Origin of the sequence: Mumia zhuanghuii (genome assembly GCF_042681565.1) — a bacterium.
GTDB lineage: Bacteria > Actinomycetota > Actinomycetes > Propionibacteriales > Nocardioidaceae > Mumia.
In genome coordinates this window covers 102,113-122,241 of the sequence record NZ_JBHUFT010000001.1, presented here as the reverse complement: position 1 = coordinate 122,241, position 20,129 = coordinate 102,113, and the positions used below count along the sequence as shown (strand labels likewise).

General features: G+C 71.2%; 21 protein-coding genes. 11 read left to right on the top strand and 10 right to left on the bottom strand.

Annotation, left to right across the window (positions count from 1 at the left end; translation table 11 throughout):
- Positions 1-45 precede the first annotated feature (45 nt).
- On the top strand, positions 46-621 hold the full coding sequence (locus ACFSDF_RS00605; protein ID WP_167000615.1) for a dihydrofolate reductase family protein: 576 nt from the start codon (positions 46-48) through the stop codon (positions 619-621).
- Here ACFSDF_RS00605 and ACFSDF_RS00600 read toward each other — a convergent pair.
- On the bottom strand, positions 602-1,282 hold the full coding sequence (locus tag ACFSDF_RS00600) for a sigma-70 family RNA polymerase sigma factor (protein WP_208322856.1): 681 nt from the start codon (positions 1,280-1,282) through the stop codon (positions 602-604). The genes ACFSDF_RS00605 and ACFSDF_RS00600 overlap by 20 nt on opposite strands.
- Complete coding sequence (locus ACFSDF_RS00595; RefSeq protein WP_167000612.1) at positions 1,279-1,668, bottom strand: cupin domain-containing protein; 390 nt, start codon at positions 1,666-1,668, stop codon at positions 1,279-1,281. Before ACFSDF_RS00595 ends, ACFSDF_RS00600 begins: the two co-directional genes overlap by 4 nt.
- A gap of 136 nt (positions 1,669-1,804) precedes the next feature.
- Here ACFSDF_RS00595 and ACFSDF_RS00590 point away from each other — a divergent pair, with 136 nt between their 5' ends.
- Positions 1,805-4,537 (top strand): ATP-binding protein, encoded by a 2,733-nt coding sequence (locus ACFSDF_RS00590; protein WP_377155640.1) that lies wholly within the window; start codon positions 1,805-1,807, stop codon positions 4,535-4,537.
- Positions 4,538-4,550: 13 nt separating this feature from the next.
- Here the strand turns inward: ACFSDF_RS00590 and ACFSDF_RS00585 are convergent, their stop codons facing one another.
- Entirely contained in the window at positions 4,551-4,958 is a 408-nt protein-coding gene (locus ACFSDF_RS00585) for a MerR family transcriptional regulator (protein ID WP_377155638.1), read from the bottom strand.
- Positions 4,959-5,005: 47 nt separating this feature from the next.
- On the opposite strand from ACFSDF_RS00585, the gene ACFSDF_RS00580 reads away from it, so the two are divergent.
- Positions 5,006-5,881, top strand: coding sequence for an NAD(P)-dependent oxidoreductase (locus ACFSDF_RS00580; RefSeq protein WP_377155636.1), 876 nt, complete (start codon positions 5,006-5,008; stop codon positions 5,879-5,881).
- A gap of 18 nt (positions 5,882-5,899) precedes the next feature.
- Here ACFSDF_RS00580 and ACFSDF_RS00575 read toward each other — a convergent pair whose 3' ends face one another.
- Complete coding sequence (locus tag ACFSDF_RS00575; RefSeq protein ID WP_377155634.1) at positions 5,900-7,105, bottom strand: thiolase family protein; 1,206 nt, start codon at positions 7,103-7,105, stop codon at positions 5,900-5,902.
- A 102-nt stretch (positions 7,106-7,207) separates the two neighbouring features.
- On the opposite strand from ACFSDF_RS00575, the gene ACFSDF_RS00570 reads away from it, so the two are divergent.
- The gene (locus tag ACFSDF_RS00570; RefSeq protein ID WP_243845054.1) at positions 7,208-7,675 is read left to right on the top strand and encodes a winged helix-turn-helix transcriptional regulator; all 468 of its coding nucleotides are present in this window, start codon (positions 7,208-7,210) and stop codon (positions 7,673-7,675) included.
- Here ACFSDF_RS00570 and ACFSDF_RS00565 read toward each other — a convergent pair.
- A complete protein-coding gene (locus ACFSDF_RS00565) occupies positions 7,672-8,220 on the bottom strand; it encodes a pyridoxamine 5'-phosphate oxidase family protein (RefSeq protein WP_208322206.1) in 549 nt (182 codons plus the stop codon). The genes ACFSDF_RS00570 and ACFSDF_RS00565 overlap by 4 nt on opposite strands.
- Here ACFSDF_RS00565 and ACFSDF_RS00560 point away from each other — a divergent pair.
- Positions 8,219-8,980, top strand: coding sequence for a VOC family protein (locus ACFSDF_RS00560; protein WP_377155631.1), 762 nt, complete (start codon positions 8,219-8,221; stop codon positions 8,978-8,980). The genes ACFSDF_RS00565 and ACFSDF_RS00560 overlap by 2 nt on opposite strands.
- Here ACFSDF_RS00560 and ACFSDF_RS00555 read toward each other — a convergent pair.
- Entirely contained in the window at positions 8,975-10,069 is a 1,095-nt protein-coding gene (locus ACFSDF_RS00555; protein WP_167000604.1) for a fatty acid desaturase family protein, read from the bottom strand. The genes ACFSDF_RS00560 and ACFSDF_RS00555 overlap by 6 nt on opposite strands.
- Before the next feature lie 172 nt (positions 10,070-10,241).
- Between ACFSDF_RS00555 and ACFSDF_RS00550 the strand changes: the two genes are divergently transcribed.
- Positions 10,242-10,865 carry a LysE family transporter gene (locus tag ACFSDF_RS00550; RefSeq protein WP_243842826.1) on the top strand — a complete coding sequence of 208 codons (624 nt, stop codon included), beginning with the start codon at positions 10,242-10,244 and terminating at the stop codon, positions 10,863-10,865.
- A gap of 2 nt (positions 10,866-10,867) precedes the next feature.
- Here the strand turns inward: ACFSDF_RS00550 and ACFSDF_RS00545 are convergent, their stop codons facing one another.
- Positions 10,868-11,398 carry a GNAT family N-acetyltransferase gene (locus tag ACFSDF_RS00545; protein ID WP_167000602.1) on the bottom strand — a complete coding sequence of 177 codons (531 nt, stop codon included), beginning with the start codon at positions 11,396-11,398 and terminating at the stop codon, positions 10,868-10,870.
- Positions 11,399-11,456: 58 nt separating this feature from the next.
- Here ACFSDF_RS00545 and ACFSDF_RS00540 point away from each other — a divergent pair, with 58 nt between their 5' ends.
- Positions 11,457-12,131, top strand: a complete 675-nt coding sequence (locus ACFSDF_RS00540) for an alpha/beta hydrolase (protein WP_167000600.1) — start codon at positions 11,457-11,459, stop codon at positions 12,129-12,131.
- Between the two features lie 20 nt (positions 12,132-12,151).
- Positions 12,152-13,381, top strand: a complete 1,230-nt coding sequence (locus ACFSDF_RS00535; RefSeq protein ID WP_243842824.1) for a putative protein N(5)-glutamine methyltransferase — start codon at positions 12,152-12,154, stop codon at positions 13,379-13,381.
- On the opposite strand, the gene ACFSDF_RS00530 is transcribed toward ACFSDF_RS00535, so the two are convergent.
- Positions 13,366-13,956, bottom strand: a complete 591-nt coding sequence (locus ACFSDF_RS00530; RefSeq protein ID WP_377155627.1) for a DUF1707 SHOCT-like domain-containing protein — start codon at positions 13,954-13,956, stop codon at positions 13,366-13,368. The two genes, ACFSDF_RS00535 and ACFSDF_RS00530, sit on opposite strands and share 16 nt — an antisense overlap.
- Before the next feature lie 59 nt (positions 13,957-14,015).
- Between ACFSDF_RS00530 and ACFSDF_RS00525 the strand changes: the two genes are divergently transcribed.
- Positions 14,016-14,528, top strand: coding sequence for an NUDIX hydrolase (locus tag ACFSDF_RS00525; RefSeq protein ID WP_167000597.1), 513 nt, complete (start codon positions 14,016-14,018; stop codon positions 14,526-14,528).
- Positions 14,529-14,561: 33 nt separating this feature from the next.
- Entirely contained in the window at positions 14,562-15,053 is a 492-nt protein-coding gene (locus tag ACFSDF_RS00520; RefSeq protein ID WP_167000595.1) for a hypothetical protein, read from the top strand.
- On the opposite strand, the gene ACFSDF_RS00515 is transcribed toward ACFSDF_RS00520, so the two are convergent.
- Positions 15,001-15,954, bottom strand: a complete 954-nt coding sequence (locus tag ACFSDF_RS00515) for an AraC family transcriptional regulator (RefSeq protein WP_167000593.1) — start codon at positions 15,952-15,954, stop codon at positions 15,001-15,003. The genes ACFSDF_RS00520 and ACFSDF_RS00515 overlap by 53 nt on opposite strands.
- Before the next feature lie 122 nt (positions 15,955-16,076).
- Here ACFSDF_RS00515 and ACFSDF_RS00510 point away from each other — a divergent pair, with 122 nt between their 5' ends.
- Positions 16,077-16,907: a Rossmann-fold NAD(P)-binding domain-containing protein gene (locus ACFSDF_RS00510; RefSeq protein ID WP_377155624.1), complete on the top strand. Its 831-nt coding sequence runs from the start codon at positions 16,077-16,079 to the stop codon at positions 16,905-16,907.
- A gap of 111 nt (positions 16,908-17,018) precedes the next feature.
- On the opposite strand, the gene ACFSDF_RS00505 is transcribed toward ACFSDF_RS00510, so the two are convergent.
- Positions 17,019-20,117 carry a M14 family metallopeptidase gene (locus tag ACFSDF_RS00505; RefSeq protein ID WP_377155622.1) on the bottom strand — a complete coding sequence of 1,033 codons (3,099 nt, stop codon included), beginning with the start codon at positions 20,115-20,117 and terminating at the stop codon, positions 17,019-17,021.
- Positions 20,118-20,129: the final 12 nt, after the last annotated feature.

Sequence of the window (20,129 nt, the reverse complement as noted above, 5' to 3'; positions counted from 1 at the left end):
CAACTACGCTTGACGTACTTCATCTGTCGTGGTTGAGTCGGCGGCATGCGAGAACTGACCTACTACATCGCCCTGACCCTCGACGGATTCATCGCCGGACCCGACGACCAGGTCGACTTCTATCCGGTCTCGGAGGACCACACCCAGCACATGAACGCCACCTATCCCGAGGTGCTCCCCACCCACATCCGCCAGGCCATCGGCGCTGACGACGCGCCGAACCGCCTGTTCGACACGGTCGTCATGGGGCGCCGGACGTACGACCCGGCGCTGGAGCTCGGCATCACCGACCCGTACGCGCACCTTCGTACGGTCGTCTTCAGCCGGACGCTCACCGAGTCGCCGGATCCGAAGGTGGAGGTGACGGCCGCAGACCCCGTGGCGCGCGTGCGCGAGCTCAAGGCGGAGGAGTCGCCGTACGGGATCTATCTGGCCGGTGGCGGCGCGCTCGCGGGCGCGCTGCTGGACGAGATCGACCGGCTGGTCGTGAAGAAGTACCCGGTCGTCGCCGGCGCCGGCATCTCGGCGTTCACGACGGACTTCCGCCCGACGCAGCTCGCGCTCGAGGAGGTGAGCACGTTCGACAACGGCTGCGCCGTCCTCACCTACGCGCGGGCGTGAGCGCGTCGGCGCGCAGCAGGTCGACGAGGGTGTCGACGTCGTACGTCGCGAAAGCCGCGACGTACTGCTCGAGCAGCACCGCGTCCCTTGGATCGAGCAGAGCGTACGGGGCGGGCGGCGTGTCGACGTCGACCTCCCGCAGTGTCCGTCGGGCTCGCTGCAACGCGCTGTTGACCGACGCGACCGTGGTGGCGAGGAGCGCCGCCACCTCCGCCGCCCGCCAGCGCAGCACGTCGCGAAGCACGAGCACCGCCCTCTGGCGCGGTGGGAGGTGACGGACGGCGGTGGTGAACGCGTCCCGTACGGCCTGGTGCTCCGCCGCGACCTCGGCCGGGTCGGGCGCGGGGAGGACGTCGACGATGGTGAACGCCGCCCCCTCCGTCGTGCCGAGGTCCGCTGGTCGCGGGAGGCGCGCACGGGACCCCAGGGAGTCATGGCACACGTTCGTCGCGATGCGGTAGAGCCACGACCGCACCGACGCACGTCCCTGGAACGTCCTTCGACCACGCCAGGCCCGGATCATCGTCTCTTGGACCGCATCGTCGGCGTCGGACACTGATCCGAGCCGCCACGCGCAGTAGCCCAACAGGTCGGACCGATAGCGCTCCAGGTCGGCCGTCGCCACCGGCGCGACGGGCGTGATCATCACCGCCGCGCTCACCGTGCCGACTCCGTGTCGAACACGACGGCGAGCGCGGTGGCGCGCTCGGTGCTGAGGAACTCCTGGTCGATCTGCGGTGAGGCGTGGATGCACAGCATGCGCAGGGTCTGAGGTCCGACCGCGCGGAACGCGTGCGGGGTGTGCGGGCCGACGACGACGACGTCACCGGCCTCGCCGTGCGTCTCTCCGTCGGCGGTGCGGATGTGCGCGACGCCTGCGAGGACGACCCACGTCTCGGAGTACGGGTGGACGTGGGCGTCGGGCCCCGTCCCGGGCGCGTTGTCGACGTGGAAGAACGAGATGCCTGACCCGTACGCCTCGCCCTCGAACCGCGTCGTACGGCTTCCGGGGAGTCGCAGGTCGGCTTCCTTTGCGACGATCAGCATGGGGTGCTCCTTCGTACGTCCGTTGTTCTGGTGACTCGATCGTCGGCCGGGAGACCGGCTCTCCGGATCCGTGCCGAGCACGGAGCCGCCACGGAATCGGCACGGGTCTTCCCTCTGTGGACGGCATACTGAGCGGGTGCCAGATCTGCGCGGCGACGCCGTCTCCCCGCGGGAGCGGGACGTCCTGGGCGCCGTGGCCGAGCACCTGACCAACGCCGAGATCGCACGTCGGCTGCACCTGTCCGTCCGCACCGTCGAGAGCCACGTCTCGTCGCTGCTGCGCAAGCTCGGAGCGCGTGATCGTCGCGAGCTCGCTGCGTGGGCCGCCGGGGCCTCGTCGGGAACGCAGGCGCGCGCTGCCGCCGGCGAGCTGGTCGGACTGCCGCGTCCACGGACGTCCCTGGTCGGGCGTACGGCCGAGGTCGACGCCGTCACCCGGCTCGTTGCGGAGAGCCGGATCACGACCCTCCTCGGACCCGGAGGTGCCGGCAAGACGCGGGTCGCCGTGGCCGTGGCGGACCGTTCGCGGGCGTGGTTCGCGTCGGGCGGTGCGTTCGTCGACCTGGTGCCGGCCGCCGAAGGAGCCGTCGACGCGACGGTCGCTGCGGTCCTGGGTGTCTCCCAACGCCCGCAGGTCAGCCTGGCCGACGCGCTCGCCGCCGGCCTGAGAGGGCGGACGCTGCTGGTCCTCGACAACGCCGAGCACGTGCCGGACGACGTGGCGAGGCTGGTCGCCCACCTCGCCGACGCCGTCCCTGATCTGCACGTCCTCGTCACCAGTCGTGAACGGCTCGGGGTCCCGGGGGAGGCCGTCTTCCTCCTCGCACCCCTCCCTGACGACGAGGCCGCGGCCCTGTTCGTCGAGCGCGCGTCGGCCGTGGACCCCGCCGTGACGCTGCCGGAGGTCGCTGCCGGCGAGCTGTGCCGGCGCCTCGACGGATCACCGCTGGCGATCGAGCTGGCGGCGGCGCGCGTCGCCTCGTTGGGGCTGGCCGGGGTCGAGGCGGGACTCGACGACGTCCTCCGGCTGCTCACCCTGGGTCGCCCCGCCGACCGTCGGCACCGGTCGCTGCGCGCGGTGGTCGAGTGGAGCCACGCCGCGCTCGCCGACGACGAGCGCGCGGCGCTGCACACCGTGGCGGTGTTCGCGGGCGCGTTCGACCTGGACGCGGCCGCCGCGCTCCTGCCGGACGAGGGGCGCGCCGGTGCCGCCGACCTGCTCGGGCGCCTCGCTGACAAGAGCCTCGTACGCCGTACGCCCGGTGTGGACGGCACCGACCGCTGGTCCTTGCCCGTCGGCGTCCGCGAGCTGGCCCGTGAGCGCCTTGCGTCGTCGAAGAGCGTGGGGGAGACCCGTGACCGCTACGCCGTGTGGGCCCGTGCGCGCGCTCGGGACCTCGTCGAGCGACGCCCGTACGCCGCAGCGACCCTCGCTGCGTGGGCGACGGATGTCGACGCCGTCATGGACGACCTGCGCTCCTGCGTGCCGGGGATGGGACACGGCGATCCCAGAGCGCACGGTCTCGCACGCGACGTGGCCACGCTCGCCTACGCCCGCGGGTTCGTCGCCGAGGCAGGACGACACTTCCGCACGGCCGCCGGCCTTGCGGCGCGGGGCCGTGAGGCGGCGGCCGACCTGACCGATGCCGCTGCCTGCGTCCACCTCGTCTCCGACGCGAGGGAGGCCTACCGGCTCCTGCTGGACGCGGCCGACGCCGCCCGGGGCGAGGATCCGGAGGTTGCAGCAGTCGCCCTGGCGTCGGCTGTCACTGTCGCGGAGCGGTTCCGTGGGGGCGGCTTCGCTACGGACCCCGACCCTGCGAGGTTGGAGTCCCTGCTGGCAGAGGCCGAGGCCCTCTCGGGAGACACGGAGGTGGCGCGCGCGTCCTTGGCCACCGCGCGTGCGTGGACCTCGGGGGCCGACCACCAGCACGTCGTGCCCGCGGCGGCGGCCGAGGCAGTCGCCACCGCGCGCGCCGACGGAGACGTCCTGGTCCTCAGCGCCGCGCTCGACGCGTCGTCCACCGCGGCGGCGTTGTCCGGTCGTCCCGACGAGTCGCTCCGGCTCTCTTCCGAGCGCCTCGAGCTGGTCACGGCGGCGTCGGCGGAACGTGACCCCCGAGGTGCGATCGAGGTGGTCGACGCGCTGCGCTCCGTGACGGCGTACGCGGTCGCGACCGGAGGGCTCGAGGTGGCGCTCGCCGCCACCCGTCGGGGCACCGAGAACCCGACGCTCGAGCCGCACCCGTGCTGGGCGAAGGGCAGTGCGATCGCTCCGCTAGCACTCGCCGGAGACTTCGACGGCGCCGAGCTCATGGCTGTCGACGTGTGGGCGAACGTCGTCGAGACACGGCGCTACCAGAACGCGTCGCTCGCGGGCCCGCTCCTCGGTGCCGTGCTCGCGGCAGGGCTGCGCGGCGACCCGGACGCGTACGACCTGTGGTGGGAGCGGGCGCGGCAGGTCGCCGTTCCGACACGGCTCGACCAGTCGCCGAACCTCGCGCCGTGGGCGGCCTTCGTACGGGCGCGCGTCGCGCTCGCAGAGGGTGACCACCTGGAGCGTGCGCTTGCTGAGGTGTCCGCGTCGTTCGTGCCTGGCAGGTTCGACGGCTATGCCGCCGTGATGGCTGCCGAGCTGGCCGTCGTCCTGGACAGTCCGGACAGTGACCGGCTGCTGGAGCGCGCGGAGCGGTACGCCCCGCACCACCGGTGGGTCGCCGCCGGCGTGCTCCGGGTCCGTGGTCGACGCGACGGCGATGAGGCGACGCTCGACGCGGCGGTCCGAGCGTGGGACGCGATGGGCGCCGCGTATGAACGCGAGGCGACACGAGTGCTCGCCGCACAGGCTGAGCGAGGACGGATGTCCTGAGGTTGCGGGTGGGTCAGGCCGACGCGAGCACGTCGTCGTCGCAGTCCCACGCCGGAGGGCGTTCGTGGCCCGACCTCTCAGCCGCGTCGATGTAGTCGGCGAGCGCCTCGCGAGAGTGAGCGATCTTGCTCATCTGGGCATCAAGCCGTTCGAGGCGTGTGCGCATCGCGGTCAGCAGCTCCGGACACCCGGTGAGGTCCGGCGCCTCACCGGTCGCGCACGGCAGCAGGTAGGCGATGTCGTCGGACGAGAGGCCCGCACCGAGCAGGTGTCGGATCTGCGTCACCCGCAGCACGGCGCCCTCGTCGTACGTCCGATATCCGTTGGACCCGCGCTCGGCCTCGAGGAGGCGCTGTGCCTCGTAGTAGCGCAGCTGGTGGGCGTTGACGCCCGTCCGCCGGCTCAGCTCACCGATCAGCATCGACGCTCCTTGACCTTCACACCGATATCAAGGTTGACGATTCTTCCATGAACGCAGACACCGAGAAGTCCGTGACCGTGATCGGCCTGGGGCTGATGGGCCAGGCGCTCGCCAGCACCTTCCTGGAGGCCGGGCATCCCGTCACCGTGTGGAACCGTACGGCGTCCAAGGCCGAAGGGCTGGTGGCGCGGGGTGCACGGTCGGCGCCCACCGTGGGCGACGCCCTCGGAGCGAATGCCCTGACCATCCTGTGCGTCACCGACGACGAAGCGGTCCGTGAGCTGCTCGGTCAGGATGACGGAGGGCTGGACGGTACGACGCTGGTCAACTTCACCTCCGGCGACTCCGCCCAGGCTCGGAAGGTCGCTCGATGGGCAGAGCAGCGCGGCGCACGCTACCTGGACGGCGCCCTCATGGCCGTCCCTCCGGCGATCGGGTCCGCCGACGCGGTGATCCTGCTCAGCGGGTCGCCGTCCGACTTCGAAGCACACAGATCGACGCTCGACGTGCTCGGAACCACGACGCACCTCGGCGCGGACCCAGGCCTCGCCGCCTTGTACGACGGCGCCGGCCTCGCCATGATGTGGAGCATCCTGAACGCCTGGCTCCACGGGACGGCCATGCTCAAGACGGCCGGGGTCGACGCCGCGACGTTCGCCCCCTTCGCCCAGCAGATCGCCGTCGAGGTCGCGCAGTGGTTGCCGGGCTATGCCGAGCAGATCGACCACAGCTCCTTCCCTGCCGAGGTCTCGGCGCTGGAGACCGATGCGCGGGCGATGGCGCACCTCGTCGGGGAGAGCGAGGCGCTGGGCGTGAACGCCGAGCTTCCGAGGCTGATCCAGGCGATGGCCGAGCGCGCGATCGCCGCAGGGCACGGTGCGGAGCAGTATCCCGTGCTCATCGAGGAGTTCGGCAAGCCGTAGCGGTCGCCACCGCCACGGTCAGAGGCGCTCGAACACCGTGGCGTTCGCGAGCCCGCCCGCCTCGCACATGACCTGCATGCCGTATCGGCCACCGCGCTGCTCGAGCACCGACAGCAGCGTCGTCGTGAGGCGGGCACCGCTGGCGCCGAGCGGGTGCCCGATCGAGAGCGCGCCGCCGTTGACGTTGACCTTTGCTGGATCGGCGCCGGTCTCGGCGAGCCAGGCGAGGACGACGCTCGCGAACGCCTCGTTCACCTCGAACGCGTCGATGTCGCCGATCGAGAGTCCGGCGCGCGCCAGCACCTTCGCGGTCGCCGGGATGATGCCGGTGAGCATCATGACCGGGTCGTCGCCCGTGACCGCGAACGCGTGCAGGCGAGCCCGTGGCGTCAGCCCTAGCCGAGCGGCCGCCTCCTCGCTCGTGACCAGGAGCGCGGCAGCGCCATCGTTGACCGGTGAGGAGTTTCCGGCGGTGACCAAGAAGTCGAGGTCGGGAAAGCGCTGCGCCCAGTAGTCGTCCTTGAACGCCAGACGCAGGCCCGCCAGCGTCTCGACGGACGTCCCCGGGCGGACGGTCTCGTCGTCGAAGACCTCGTGCACCGACCCATCCTCGCGGGTCACCTTCACGGGAGCGAGCTCGGCGGCGAACAGCCCGTGGTCGTGGGCCTGCGCGGCACGGTGGTGGCTCTGGGCCGAGAAGGCGTCGAGCTGGGTGCGGCTCAGCCCCCACTTCTGCGCGATCAGCTCCGCGCTGATGCCCTGCGGGATCAGCCCGGACGGGTACCGGTCGGCGACTTCGGTCCCGACGAAGTCGCGTCCCAGAGTCTGGCTGCCGATCGGGATGTGGCTCATCGACTCCACGCCCGACGCGATGGCGATGTCGTACGCGCCGCTCATCACGCCCTGCGCGGCGAAGTGCAGGGCCTGCTGGCTGCTGCCGCACTGGCGGTCGACGGTCACGGCGGGGACGGACTCGGGGAACCCGGCAGCGAGCACGGCCCAGCGGGCGGTATTGCCGCTCTGCTCGCCGACCTGGCCGACGGTGCCGGTGATGACGTCGTCGACGGCAGCCGGATCGAGTCCGGTGCGCTCGACGAGCGTGCGCAGGACGTGGGCGTGAAGGTCGACGGGGTGGACCGAGGCGTACGCCCCGGTCGGTTTGCCCTTGGCGACCGGCGTACGGACGGCGTCGACGATGACGGCGGAGCGGAGCGGTGCGGACATGCGAGGCCTCCAGGCGTCTGAGTCTAGGTTTGTGAACTCAGTTGCACGCTAGCACTGCTGGGTTCAGTTGAACAGACCTAGATCCGGTGCGACGATGGCCAGGTGATCCTCAAGGGAGTGCTCAGTGACCGCGATGCGTGGAGTGCCGTCGGCCACTGCGCGATCGAGAAGGCCGTCGAGGTCGTCGGGACCCGCACGGCGATGCTCGTGATGCGCGAGGCTTACTACGGCACGACGCGGTTCGACGACTTCGCCGAGCGCGTCGGCATGACGCGCGCGACGACGGCGACCCGGCTGTCGGCACTCGTCGAGGCGGGGCTGCTCGAGCAGCGCGACTACCGCGAGGAGGGGCAGCGCACGCGCAAGGAGTACGTCCTCACCGACGCCGGACGTGACTTGGTCCCCGTCGTGTGGGCGCTGTTCCAGTGGGGGCGCAAGCACCTGCCGAGCGAGACCATCCTCGAGCTGGCCCACCACGACTGCGGCGCGCCCGTCGACGTCGAGGTGCGGTGCGCCGACGGTCACGAGGTCGGTCTCGACGACGTGGAGCTGCGGCTGCCGCGACGCTAGGTCTTGTACTCGACCCGCTCGCCCTCGCTGGGCTTCCAGATGGTGATCTCCAGCCGGTCGTCGCCGGCCGCTGCTGACGACGCACCCGTGAGGTCGGCGACGTAGAACGGGTCGAACACCTGCCCCCGCAGGTCCATCCCCGTCTTCTCGAACAGGTCGGCGGCGAAGCGGGCGTGGAGGTCGGGGGCCTGGAGGTTCGTGACACGGCCCCAGAGCTTGGCGTCGCCCTCTCCGAGCATGGGGTCCGTGGTGGCGGTATGGAGGCAGAACCGAGGGTCGCGGGCGAGGTCACGGAACTTCGTCGTCCCGGGCATGCCGACGAGCACCAGGTGGTCCTCGAAGAGCGTCGGTTCCATCGGGCTGATCCGCGGGAAGCCGTCGGAGCGCAGCGTCGCGAGCATGCACAGGTTGCCGGTCGCCGCGTGCCGCCGGGTGAAGACCTCGGCGATGCGCGGCGCCTCGTCCTGGAATGCGGCCCACGTGACCATCGCCGCCGAGACTACTCGCGCGACGCCGTCGGCGCCGGTCGGCACAATGGCACGCATGTCCGTCACCTTGCGCTGGATCACGGCCTACCTCGACCAGCCCGCTGCCACCGCTCCCGGCGCGCTGGCGTACTGGGAGGCGGTGAGCGGCACCCACGCCTCGGTGCCTCGGGGCGAGCACGACGAGTTCCGTACGCTGCTGCCGCCCGAGGGGGACGCCGCGCTCCGGTTCCAGGTGGTCGGCGACGGCGAGGCGCGTCTCCACCTCGACCTGCACGTCGACGACCCAGGTGCCGCGACGCCCGAGGCGGTGTCTCTCGGCGCGACGGTCGTGGCCGAGCCGGACTCGTACGTGGTCCTTGCATCCCCGGGTGGGATGCCGTTCTGCCTCGTCCCGAACGAGGATCAGCACGTCGTCCCGCCCCCGCCGAGGTGGCCCGCCGGCCACACGAGCGCCGTCGACCAGGTGGCGCTCGACATCCCGGCGGACGCGTACGACGTCGAGTGCGGGTTCTGGGCGGCGCTCACCGGCTGGACGTTGCGCGACGTGGACAGCCCGGAGTTCATGCGGCTGCCGCGGCCCGCCGCGATGCCGCTCGGGATCCTCCTCCAACGCCTCGACGACACCCCGCCCGGCCGCCCCGTCACGGCCCACCTCGACCTCGGCGCCGGTGGCGCTGTCGATGCCGAGGTCGAGCGCCACCTCGCGCTCGGCGCCGAGGAGCTGTGGCGCTCGAGCTGGTGGGTCACGCTGCGTGACCCGTACGGGCGGGTCTACTGCGTCACGCGGCGCAGCCCGGGCAAACCGGTCAGCTCATGACGGTGCGCGCAGCTGCGCGGCGAGCGGGCAGTCGAACGGGTCACGGGCGCGCAGACCGACGTGGTTGAGGTAGTCGACGACGATCCCGTACGACTCCAGCAGCCCGGCCTCCGTGTACGGGATGCCGTTCCGCTCGCAGTACGCACGGACGATCGGCTGCGCCTTCTTGAGGTGCGGTCGCGCCATGCTCGGGAACAGGTGGTGCTCGATCTGATAGTTCAGGCCGCCCATCATCACGTCGGTCACCGGCCCACCGCGCACGTTGCGCGACACGAGCACCTGGCGGCGCAGGAAGTCGAGACGCATGTCGCGCGGCACGATCGGCATGCCCTTGTGGTTCGGTGCGAAGGACATCCCGAGCGACACCCCGAAGACCGCCATCTGCACCGCGAAGAACGCGGCGGCCATCCCGAGCGGGAGGACGATCAGCAGTACGGCGACGTACCCGACGAGGCGTGTGGCGATCAGCGTGAGCTCGAGCCGTCGCCACGGCTGCCGCGACGTGCGATCCATGGTCGAACGGACGCTCGCGTAGTGAAGATTGAGCCCCTCGAGCGTGAGCAACGGGAAGAAGAGCCAGCCCTGGTGGTCGGCGAACCATCGCCCGAACGCGCTGCGTCGCTGCTGCACGATCGCCGGCGTGAACGCGAGGGCGCCGGGAGCGATGTCAGGATCGACCTCTTCTTGGTTCGGTCCCTTGTGGTGCTTGTTGTGCTTCGCGCGCCACCAGCCGTAGCTGAGACCGGCGAAGGGGCCCGAGAGGAGGCGCGCCGCCCATGCGTTGGCCGACGCCGACGCAAAGATCTGCCGGTGCGCGGCGTCGTGTCCCAAGAACCCGAACTGGGTGAGCACCACCCCCATCGCGGCTGCGACGGCGAGCTGCCACCACGAGGTGCCGAGGGCGAAGAACGCCACCCACAGGCCGACGAACGCGCCGACCGCGAGCGCGATCTGGAGGCCGTACCAGCCTCGCCGTCGCCTCAGCAGTCCGCGCGCGCGCACCTCGGCGAGGAGCTCGGAGAATCGTCCGGTGTAGCGGTCGGAGGTGGTGGTCGGGGCCAGGGCAGTCTGGATGCTGCTCATGCTCATGGGAGGCTCGTTCCGTGAGGTCGGTGAGCACCACATGTGCCCTTTCCTCGACGTTAGAAACGGCATGCGTCCGAGACGAGGGTGCTGACGCCCCGAGGTGGGTGGGCCTAGCACCACCCCGCCTCGCGATATCGGTTTGATGAGACCGGCGGCTGCGGGCGATCATGCATGGGTGTTCGGGTCCTTCGTCGCAGGTGCTGCCGCCGGGTACGCGATCGCGATCCCGGTCGGCGCCATCACGACCTACCTGGTGATGCTCGGCGCTCGGCACGGTTGGCGGGTCGCCGCGGCGGGAGGTCTGGGCGTCGCGACGGCCGACGGCCTGTACGCGACGGTCGCCCTGACAATCGGCGCGGTCATGGCGCCGGTGATCGTGGCCGTGCAGACGCCGCTGACCTGGATCTCGGTGGTCGTGCTCGCCGGCGTCGGTGTGGCGCTCGCCCTTCCCGCACTGCGGTCCGCCCCCGCGCGCACAGCGGCAGCGGACACGTCGTTGACGACGGCCCGCCGTGCGTACGTGGTCGTCCTCGGACTCACGATCATCAACCCGGCGACCGTCGTCTACTTCGCCGCGCTCGTCGCCGGGTCGTCGTTCGGCTCGTTCGACACCCTGCCCGAGCGGGCCGCGTTCGTCGCAGGTGCCTTCCTTGCGTCCGTGAGCTGGCAGCTGTTCGTCGCCGGGGCAGGCGCGTCGCTCGGCCGGATCCTCACCGGGCCGACCGGGCAGCGGGCGACGGCGCTCCTCGGCGGCGCCGTCGTCATCGCTCTCGCCGTCAAGACCGGGCTCGGGGCATGAGGCTAGACCTCTGCGCCCACCGGAACGCCTGAGTCGTCGCCGACCGACCGCTGCATCCAGGCGACGTCGTGCCACGCGTTGTGCTTCAAGCCGATCTTGCGCAGCGTGCCGACCGGCTGGAACCCGAGCGCGGAGTGCAGCCCGAGGCTCGCGGCGTTCGGCAGCGTGATCCCGGCGAGCAGCGTGCGGAACCCGCGGCCGGCGAGCCGTGGCAGCAGCGCCTCGTAAAGCGCGCGTCCGGCGCCCGAGCGCGGCTGGTGACCCTGGGCGAGGTAGACGCTCACCTCGCACGACCACGCGTACGCCGCACGGGACTTGAACTCCGTGCCGTACGCGTAGCCGGTCACCTCGCCGCCCTCGCACAGCACCAGCCACGCGTGGCGTTGTTGCGCGGCCGCGATGCGTGAGGCCATCCCGGTGACGGTCGGCGGCTCGGTCTCGAAGGTGATCGCCGTGTCGCGGACGTACGGAGCGTAGATCGCGGCGCATGCGGGGGCGTCGGCGCTGGTCGCATCACGGATGTCGAACGGCATGCGGTGACCGTACTCGCGGAACGGCGCACGTCGCGGCGTACGCACTACCGTCGGTGACATGCCCGCGCGCCTCCTTCCGGTCCGTGTCCCGCGCTCTGCGACCGGAGCCGTGCTGGTGCTCCACGGCGGCGGCAGCCGCGAGGACGGCGCGGTCGTCAGCCGCTTCCAGCCGTCGGTGGTGCGGATGGTCCCCGTGGCCTGGCGGCTCGCGCGGGTCGGCCACGGAACCCTCGCGGTCTACCGCCTCCTGAACTCCCACCGTGGATGGGTCGAGGGTCAGAGCCCGCTCGACGACGTCCGGTGGGGGCTCGGGGAGATCCGGGACCGCCACGAGGGCGTTCCTGTCGGGCTCGTCGGGCACTCGTTGGGAGGGCGCGCGGCGCTGCTCTCGGCTGGCGAACCGTCGGTCCACTCGGTCGTCGCTCTTGCCCCATGGGTCTACGCCGACGACGGAACGAAGGTCGATCCTCGGGGGCGTCACCTCATGGTCGTCCACGGGACCGAGGACCACGTCTCCGACCTCGGCCGCGCAGAACGGGTCGTCGATGCGTTGCGGCGGTCCGCCCAGGCGGGCCTCGTGCTGGTGGAGGGTGGGACCCACGGGATGCTCCGCCGTCGAGGTCGGTTCGAGTCCCTCGCCGCCGACTTCGTCGCTGCGACGATGCTCGACCGCGCGCCCACCGAGCCTGCGGTGCGTGACGTCCTCGACGGTGCCGCTCGCGTCCTCGTCTGAGCTGCTGGGAGGATCGGTGGATGAACTCGGTTGGCGACGACCTCGTCGCGCGTCTGCGTGCTGTCGGCTCGGTGTTCGCCGAGGACGAGGCGCGCATCCTCACCGCCTCGGCGTCCAGCCCGGTCGAGCTCGAGGAGTGGACGGAGCGTCGCCTCGCGGGTGAGCCGCTCGAGCACGTCGTCGGCTGGGCGGAGTTCGGCGGGCTGCGCATCCTCGTCGGCCCCGGCGTGTTCGTCCCGCGGGTGCGGACGGAGGCCCTCGCCCGCCGTGCCGCCGCGCTGACGGCCGAGGGCGGGAGGGTGCTCGACCTGTGCTGCGGCTCCGGTGCCGTCGGCGCGGTCGTTGCGCAGCTGCGCCCGGACGTCCGGGTCGTGGCCGCCGACATCGAGCCGGCTGCGGTCGCGTACGCGCGCCGCAACCTCCGGCCCGAGGATGTCTTCGAGGGCGACCTGTACGACGCGCTCCCCGACGATCTGCGCGGCAGCATCGACGTGATCGCGGTCAACGCCCCGTACGTCCCGACCGAGGCGATCGCGTGGATGCCGCCCGAGGCGCGCGACCACGAGCCGCTCGTCGCGCTCGACGGTGGAGTCGATGGTGTCGACGTGCACCGGCGGCTCGCCGCCGAGGCCCCGGAGTGGCTCGCACCGGGTGGCCACGCCCTCATCGAGACGAGCACGTCTCAGGTCCCGTGGACGGCGCTGGCGCTGGCCCGCCACGGGCTGCACGCGCACGTGGCCGACCACGACGACGAGATCGGTACGGCGGTGGTGGCCGGGGTCCCCGTACGCCAGGATCTGCCCGTCGAAGCGTTGCCGCCGTTGGAGTTCGCGTTCCCCGGTCCGCTGCGTGACCGGTTGGCAGGGCTCGTGCTGTCCGGTGCGAAGACGACCACGACGTCGTTGGTGGTCGAGCTCTTCGCAGAGGCGGGTGCGGAGCCGGCCGGTGAGCCGGAGGGGATGCCCGCGGTCGGTGAGCGCTGGCGGGTCATCGACTCTGCCGGTGAGACGCTGTGCGTCGTCGAGACCACCGACCTGCGCATCGTGCCGCTCGGCGAGGTGGACCTGCGCCATGCGCTCGACGAGGGGGAGGGCGACGAGACGCTCGCTCAGTGGCGCGCAAGCCACGAGGGCTTCTGGAACGGATCTGACATGCGGGCGTTCCTGGGTGACCCCGACTTCCGGGTCGACGACGAGACGCTGGTGGTGCTGGAGCGGTTCCGCGTCGTCGCCGATCAGCCCTTCTCGTAGAAGTAGGCGTTGCGTGCGACCAGGGTCCCCATCCCGATGCCGCCGGTGACTCTGATCAGGACGCCGTCGGGCGCGGGATCGCCGCCGCGCTTGTTCTTGATCGTCCCCCACCCGCTGCGCAGGTCGTCGACATCGACGACCCATCCCGGCGGCGGGATCAGGACGAGGTTGCCGGTGCCGCCCTTGACCCCGATCTCAACGACGCGGTGCGGGCAGCGGGCCTCACGGAAGTCGAGCTTGACGTTGCCCATCGCTGGCGAGACGGTGATCCGCGGCGGGACCGTCCATGACCCCGAACGCTTGACGTCGCTGAGCATCGCCGTGAGCGTGAGCTCGCCCTGCACCTGAGCCGGCCCCGCCGCGGCGGCCGGTGACGGCAACGGCGTGTCGGTCGGCAGGTCGGCCACGAGTGCCTCGAGGTCTCGGAACGTCTTCGCCTGGTACGTCTGGTCGAGGCGCTCCCCGAGCTCGTCCGGCTCGAGCCGGCCCTCGCTGGCCGCGTCGCGCAGGATGTCGGCGATGCGTTCGCGGTCAGGATCGCTGGCCCGCAGGTCGCGCGGGTCGAAGGGGTCCATGGGCGACACCGTACCCGCGGGTCCTCCACCTCCCGGCGCGGACCTCGTACGCTCGAGGCGTGCCGATCCCTCCGTACGTCGCCGCGCTCCGTACCCGCATCGGGACCGACCTGCTTTGGCTCCCGGGCGTGACGGCGGTGGTGCTCGACGACGACGGCGGCCAGATCCTGCTGGGTCGACGTGCCGACTCCGGCGAGTGGGCACTGCTCAGCGGCATTCTCGACCCGGGTGAGGAGCCGGCCGTCGGGATCGTGCGCGAGGTGCGGGAGGAGACGGGCGTCGACGTCGTGGTCGAGGCGCTCGCGGCGGTGACGGTCACGGAGAGGCTGCGCTATCCGAACGGCGACGAGTCTCAGTACCTCGACCTGTGCTTCGTGTGCCGTCCGGTCGACGCCGAGTCGGCACAGCGCGCTCACGCCGCGGACGACGAGTCGCTCGAGGTCGCATGGTTCGCGGTCGACGAGATCCCCGACGTGTTCGCGGCGACGTCCGCGGTCCGCCTCGACCGCACGCTCGACTTCATGCTCGCGCCTGCCCGCGGCCCGTGGTTCGGCCGCGCTCAGAACGGATGACGCCACGCCCCCTGCCGTGGGAGCATGCCGGGCATGGATCTTCTGACCCGCGTCACGCTCGCTCTGCTCAGCGTCGCGGCCGGGGTCACGATCGTGGTCGTCGGAGCGACGTACCTCGTGATGTCGTGGATGGCCGCGTACGAAGCCTCCGTAGGCGACGTGCTGGGTGGATCGATGTTCTTCGGGTCGGGCAGCGAGGTCGCGTGGCAGGCGACCCTGATCGTGCTCGACTTCTGGGCCCTCGTGGTGCTCTTCCTGCTCCCGGCCGCACGCCGCGTCCCAGGCACGTGGCGGCTCGCGATCGCGGCAATGCTGTGGTTCGGGATCACGAGAGGACTCACGGCAGGACGGCTCGCGTCCGACGCTGTGCTCCCCTGGGAGTCCGCGTTCGCTGTCGTCAACGCTGTTCTGGCGGCGCTCGCGGTGGTCGGGATCGTGCGCGTCTGGCCGCTCGCCCGCGGTCGGGCCGCGCTCACCGAGCCGCGGCTCGCACCTGTCCCTGCGACCGGTACGCCGTCGGACTGAGGCCGCGCTCGCGCGAGAACGCGGCGCTGAGCGCGAACGGAGACGCGTAGCCGACCTCGCGCGCGATCGCGGTCAGCGTCCGGTCCGTCCGCTCGAGCAGGTCGGCAGCGAGCGCGAGTCGCAGGCTCGTCAGGTAGGCCATCGGTGGCTCGCCGACCACCGCAGAGAAGCGTCGCGCCAGCACCGCGCGGGAGACCTGGGTGTGGGCCGCGAGCGACGCGACCGTCCACGGCTCCGCGACACGCCGGTGCAGCTCTTGCAAGGCCGGACCGACGACGGGGTCGGCGGAGGCGCGGTACCACCCCGGAGCCGCGTCCTCCTGGTCGGCGAGCCACGTGCGTACGGCGGCGAGGACGACGAGGTCGAGCAGGCGGTCGAGGAAGACCTCCTGCCCCGGGACGTCGCGCTGCATCTCCGCGCACAGCAGCGCGACGAGGTCGTAGCTCCACTCGCCGCGTCGCAGCACGACGATCGGCGGCAGCGCGCGCAGCAGCCGCTCGCTCACCGCGGACGCGCGCTCGTACGTGCCGGTGACGAGCATCGTCGCGCCGTCGGCCGCGTTGCCCCACGTCCGAAGGCCGAGCAGCATCTCCTCGGACATCGACCGACCGGCGGCGTCGACGCAGTGCTGGCCGGGCTCGACGAAGACCTGCGGAGGTGTCTGCGGGTCGTCGGCGATCGTGTACGGGTCGGGGCCGCGCAGCAGCGCGAGGTCGCCGGGCTCGAGCAGCGTCGGCGCGCCGGTCGCGGTGACGACCCACGCCGACCCTTGCGCGACCACGACGGCCGACAGCGGCGCGCGGTCGCGGATCCGCAGCGACCAGGGCGGCGCGAAGACCGAGCGCAGCAGGAACGCCCCGTCCGCGCGCGGGCCGTCGAGGAGCCCTCCGACGATGTCCACCCGACCAGCGTAGGCGCTCGTGAGACGTTCGCGTATGGAACTGCCCTTGTCAGCCATGGATCGTCTCGGCGCAGTGCAGTGAGATGGAGTCCTCATCAGCCACACCCACCCAGGAGGAACCCATGTTCAGCACTCACGACGCTCCCGTCCTCGTCGTCGGCGGAGCCGGCAAGTCCGCCCGCCGCGTCGCCTCCCGACTCGACTCTCTCGGCGTCCCCGTCCGCGCGGTGTCCCGTACGACGGCCATCCCGTTCGACTGGTCGGACCCGTCGACGTGGGACGCCGCCCTCGACGGCATCACGGCCGCCTATCTCTCGTACGCGCCCGACCTCGCCTTTCCCGGCGCCGCCGACCAGATCGCCGATCTCGCCCGCCGGCTTGCCGACCACCGGATCGAGCGCGTCGTCCTGCTCTCGGGCCGCGGCGAGGCCGGTGCCCGAGCGGCGGAGCTCTCGCTGCTCGACGCCGTTCCGACCGCACGGGTCGTCAGCTGCTCGTTCTTCGTGCAGAACTTCACCGAGGGCGTCTTCGCGTACGACGTACAGGCGGGCGAGCTCACGATCCCCGTCCCTACGGACGTCCCCGAGCCGTTCGTCGACCTCGAGGATGTCGCCGACGTCGCGGTCGCGGCGCTGCGCGACGACACCTATGCGGGTGAGGTGCTCGAGCTGACCGGACCCGAGGCGATGACGTTCGGCGAGGCGTGCGCGTCCGTCGGCGCCGCGCTCGGCCACCCCGTGAGCCTGCGCGCGATCTCCGTCGAGGAGTTCGTGGCGTCCGTCGTTGCGGCGGGCGAGCCTGCCGAGGTGGCGTACGGGCTGGCAGAGCTCTTCGCCGAGGTCTTGGATGGCCGCAACGTCGCCACCACCGCCACGATCGCGCGCGTGCTGGGCCGACCTTCGACGTCCATGAGCGCTGCTGCACAGCGAGACGTCGCCCAGCTCGCGCACTGACGGGACGCAGTTCGTCTGTGCGCCCGACAGACGAGACGGGCGGTGAGCCTGCCGTCACCGAGCTTCCTCGGATGACGGCGGACCCACCGCCCGTTCGCGCTGCGGAGCCGCCTACTCCAGCAGCGCGTCCAGGGACCTCCCGAGGAGGTCGCTCCGTGCGTCGGCGTCGAGGCCCTCGAGCCCGAAGCCGAACAGCACCGAGTCGTCGGTCATGACGGCTGCGCCCTCGTCGACCGACTGCTGACCGCGCTCCCAGTCGTTCGGGTTGCCCGGCGAACCAGCCGGTGCGCCTGGCACCGTCCAGTCACCGAGGTCGGACTCGAACGACGTGTCGCTGACGGTCGCGCCGCCCACGGTGACGCTCGCGTCGTCGATCCACACGCCGAGGTTGGTGGTGCCCCAGTCGGTGGCGTAGACGATCGCGACCTCGACCTCCTGGCCGGCGTAGGCCGACAGGTCGGCCTCCCAGTCCTGCCAGCCGGAAGAGTTGCCGCTGAACGCGTTCCACTCGCCCGTGGTGCCGGTGGGCTCGCAAGCTGCGTTCATGTAGTGGCCAAGCTGCGGATGGATCTCGGCGACCCAGCCCGAGGTGCAGCTGTCACCGGTGCTCTGCGTGGTGTCGGAGGTGCCGCCGGTGTCCGGCAGCGTCGTCCAGTCGTCGGTCCCGACCGGGCGCACCTCGACGAACAGTGCGTCCCAGTCGGCCTCGACGTCGGCACTGAACTTGAAGTCGACCGAGCCCGACGTCGCCCCGGTCAGGTCGACCGTCGTTGCGAGCCGCTTGTACGACTGGTCGGCCGAGCCTGCGCTCATGAACCACTCGCCGGTGTATGGCGAGTACGGGTCGCCGAACCCGCGCAGCCACGACAGCGGAGCGCTGGACGCGAACTGCGGGAACTCGTCGGCCGGCAGGAAGGACGACGTCGCAACGAAAGCGCCCGTGTGGTCCTGCGTCGCGTCGAGCTGGGCGGCGAATCCGGCGAACGGCCCGTCCTCGTCGCCCGACAGCGCGAACGCCGTCCCGTCGTCGCGCGTGCCACCGTTGTCGACGTACTGGTACGACCCCAGCCAGTACTGGAGGAAGTCGTTGCCCATCGGCAGGCACGGGTAGGCGCCCGGCGTCGTGCACGAGCCGGCCGTCTCCTCGTCGGGGTGGTAGTAGTACGAGCCGTCCGCCGCCTGTGCGTAGAGCGCGTACTTGCCGGCGATCAGCACCTTGCCGCCGTCGTTGAGGTAGTCGCGGACCCGGAGCTCGGTGTCGTAGCCCCACTTCGCCGCGGAACCGCCGGGCTGGCCGATGTTGCGCGGGATGATGTCGTTGCCCGTCTGCCAGACGACCGCGTCGTAGTGCGACAGGACGCCGAGGTCGTGCGGTGCCTTCCGGCCGTTGGCGTCGATGTCGTACACGTCGGTGCTGAAGCCGGCATCGTCCAGCGCCGCTGCGTACGCGGCGACGGCGTTCGGTCCGCCGGTCTGGGCCGGTGATGCGCCGGTGTAGTCCTCGGCGGCGAGGATCAGCACGTCACCGCCGATGTCGCTGGCGACCGTGTAGGAGAACGACTCCTTCGCGCTGCGCAGCGGCTTCACGTTGAGGCCGGTAAAGATCACCTCGACCTTGTCGCCAGGCTTCTGTCCCTTCACCGCGGCGCGGTACTCGGCGTAGTGCTTGTCGTTCTCGCCGCCGTACTTCTCGCCGCCCTTCCACTCCTTCATCGGAGTGATGCCGCGGATGCGCCCGTTGATCTTGTACGTCATGAGCAGGCCCTTGAGCTTGCGCTTGGCCGTGACCGCGACGGTCTGCTTCGTGCCGTACGAGGTCGTGAACGCGTCGGGCCGAATGTCCTTGACCCGCTGGCCGATCGAAGACTTCGGGTCGTCCGGGTCGTGCGCCGACTCCGCGAGCGACAGGGCGAACGGGATGTTCTTCTCGAACTCCGCCTGGACGAGCTCCTCGTCGTCCGGGAACGCGAAGACGCTCGTACATGCCTCGGGCTCCCACTCGTCGTCAGGATCGACCGCACTGGCCGTCGCGCAGGTCGCCATCTCCGGCGTGAACGCGAGCGTGCCCTGCTCCTCGTGGGTGTGGCCGTCGGTGTCGCCGTTGGTGGTGTAGAGCTCGGCGGAGATGTCCGGGTCGTATCCGGGGATCGCCGAGTTGGCGTCGTTGCCGGCGAGCGCGGTGTAGATCTCGTCGTCCGGCGTCGGGGTGTCGACCTGCCACCCGGTGCCGTAGAGCAGCAGCTCTGCGGCCGAGTGGTAGTTGACGAAGAACTCGAACCCGACCTTGTCGACAAGGCCGACGGTCGCCTGCGTCTCGGGCTCCGAGGCCGGCTCCGGGCCGCGGTAGGTGTCGCTGAAGGGCTGCGGCGAGCTGCCCTCGTTGTCGTAGCCCCACTTGAACGGGAAGTTGCGGTTCATGTCGACGCCGTCACCCACGGTGACCTGACCGTCGCCGTTGTTGTCCCGCACCGTCTTGCGCCACTCGCGGTTGCCCTCGGTGAAGGTGAAGTCGTAGCCGTCGGGGTTCTGGACGGGCAGGAACCACAGCTCGGTGGTGTCGAGGATCTTGGTGATCCGGCGGTCCTTGCCGTACTGGTCGAGCATGTGGTGCATGAGGCGCTGGACCATCTCGGGCGTGATCCACTCGCGCGCGTGCTGGGCGGCGCCGTAGAGGACGGCCGGCTTGCTGCCGTCCTTGGTCTTGCTCGCGTTCTTGCCGACCTTGACGGCGAGGATGTCCTGGCCGGTGCCAGACTTGCCGGCCTTCACAAGCTTGGTCAGCTTCGGGTAGGCCCGTGTGGTGGCGACCATGTCGTCACGGATGCCGCCGGCCTCGCTGTAGGAGGTGAACACCTCGTAGCCCGCGGCGGACTGGCGTGCGGAGAGGGTGGTGGCCTTGACCCCGTCGATCTTCTTGAGCTTCAGCGGCACGCCCTGTTCCACGAGCTTGGCGGCCTCGCCGGTCGGGAGGACGACCTCGACCTTCGCCTTGCCGTCACCGGTCGGTGCAACCACATCGTGTCCGCGGTCGACCCCGGCCTCGCCGAGGAGGTCGAGTCCCTTCGCGTCGACGGTGGCCGTATAGATCTCGAGGTCACCTGGCGGGGAGTCCGCGGACGGTGACGCCGGTGGAGACGCGGCGGCCGGAACGGCTGCCAGGAGCCCTCCGACGAGTGCGGCGGTGAACACGATCGCTACAGGACGTCTCATGCTGTGCCTCCA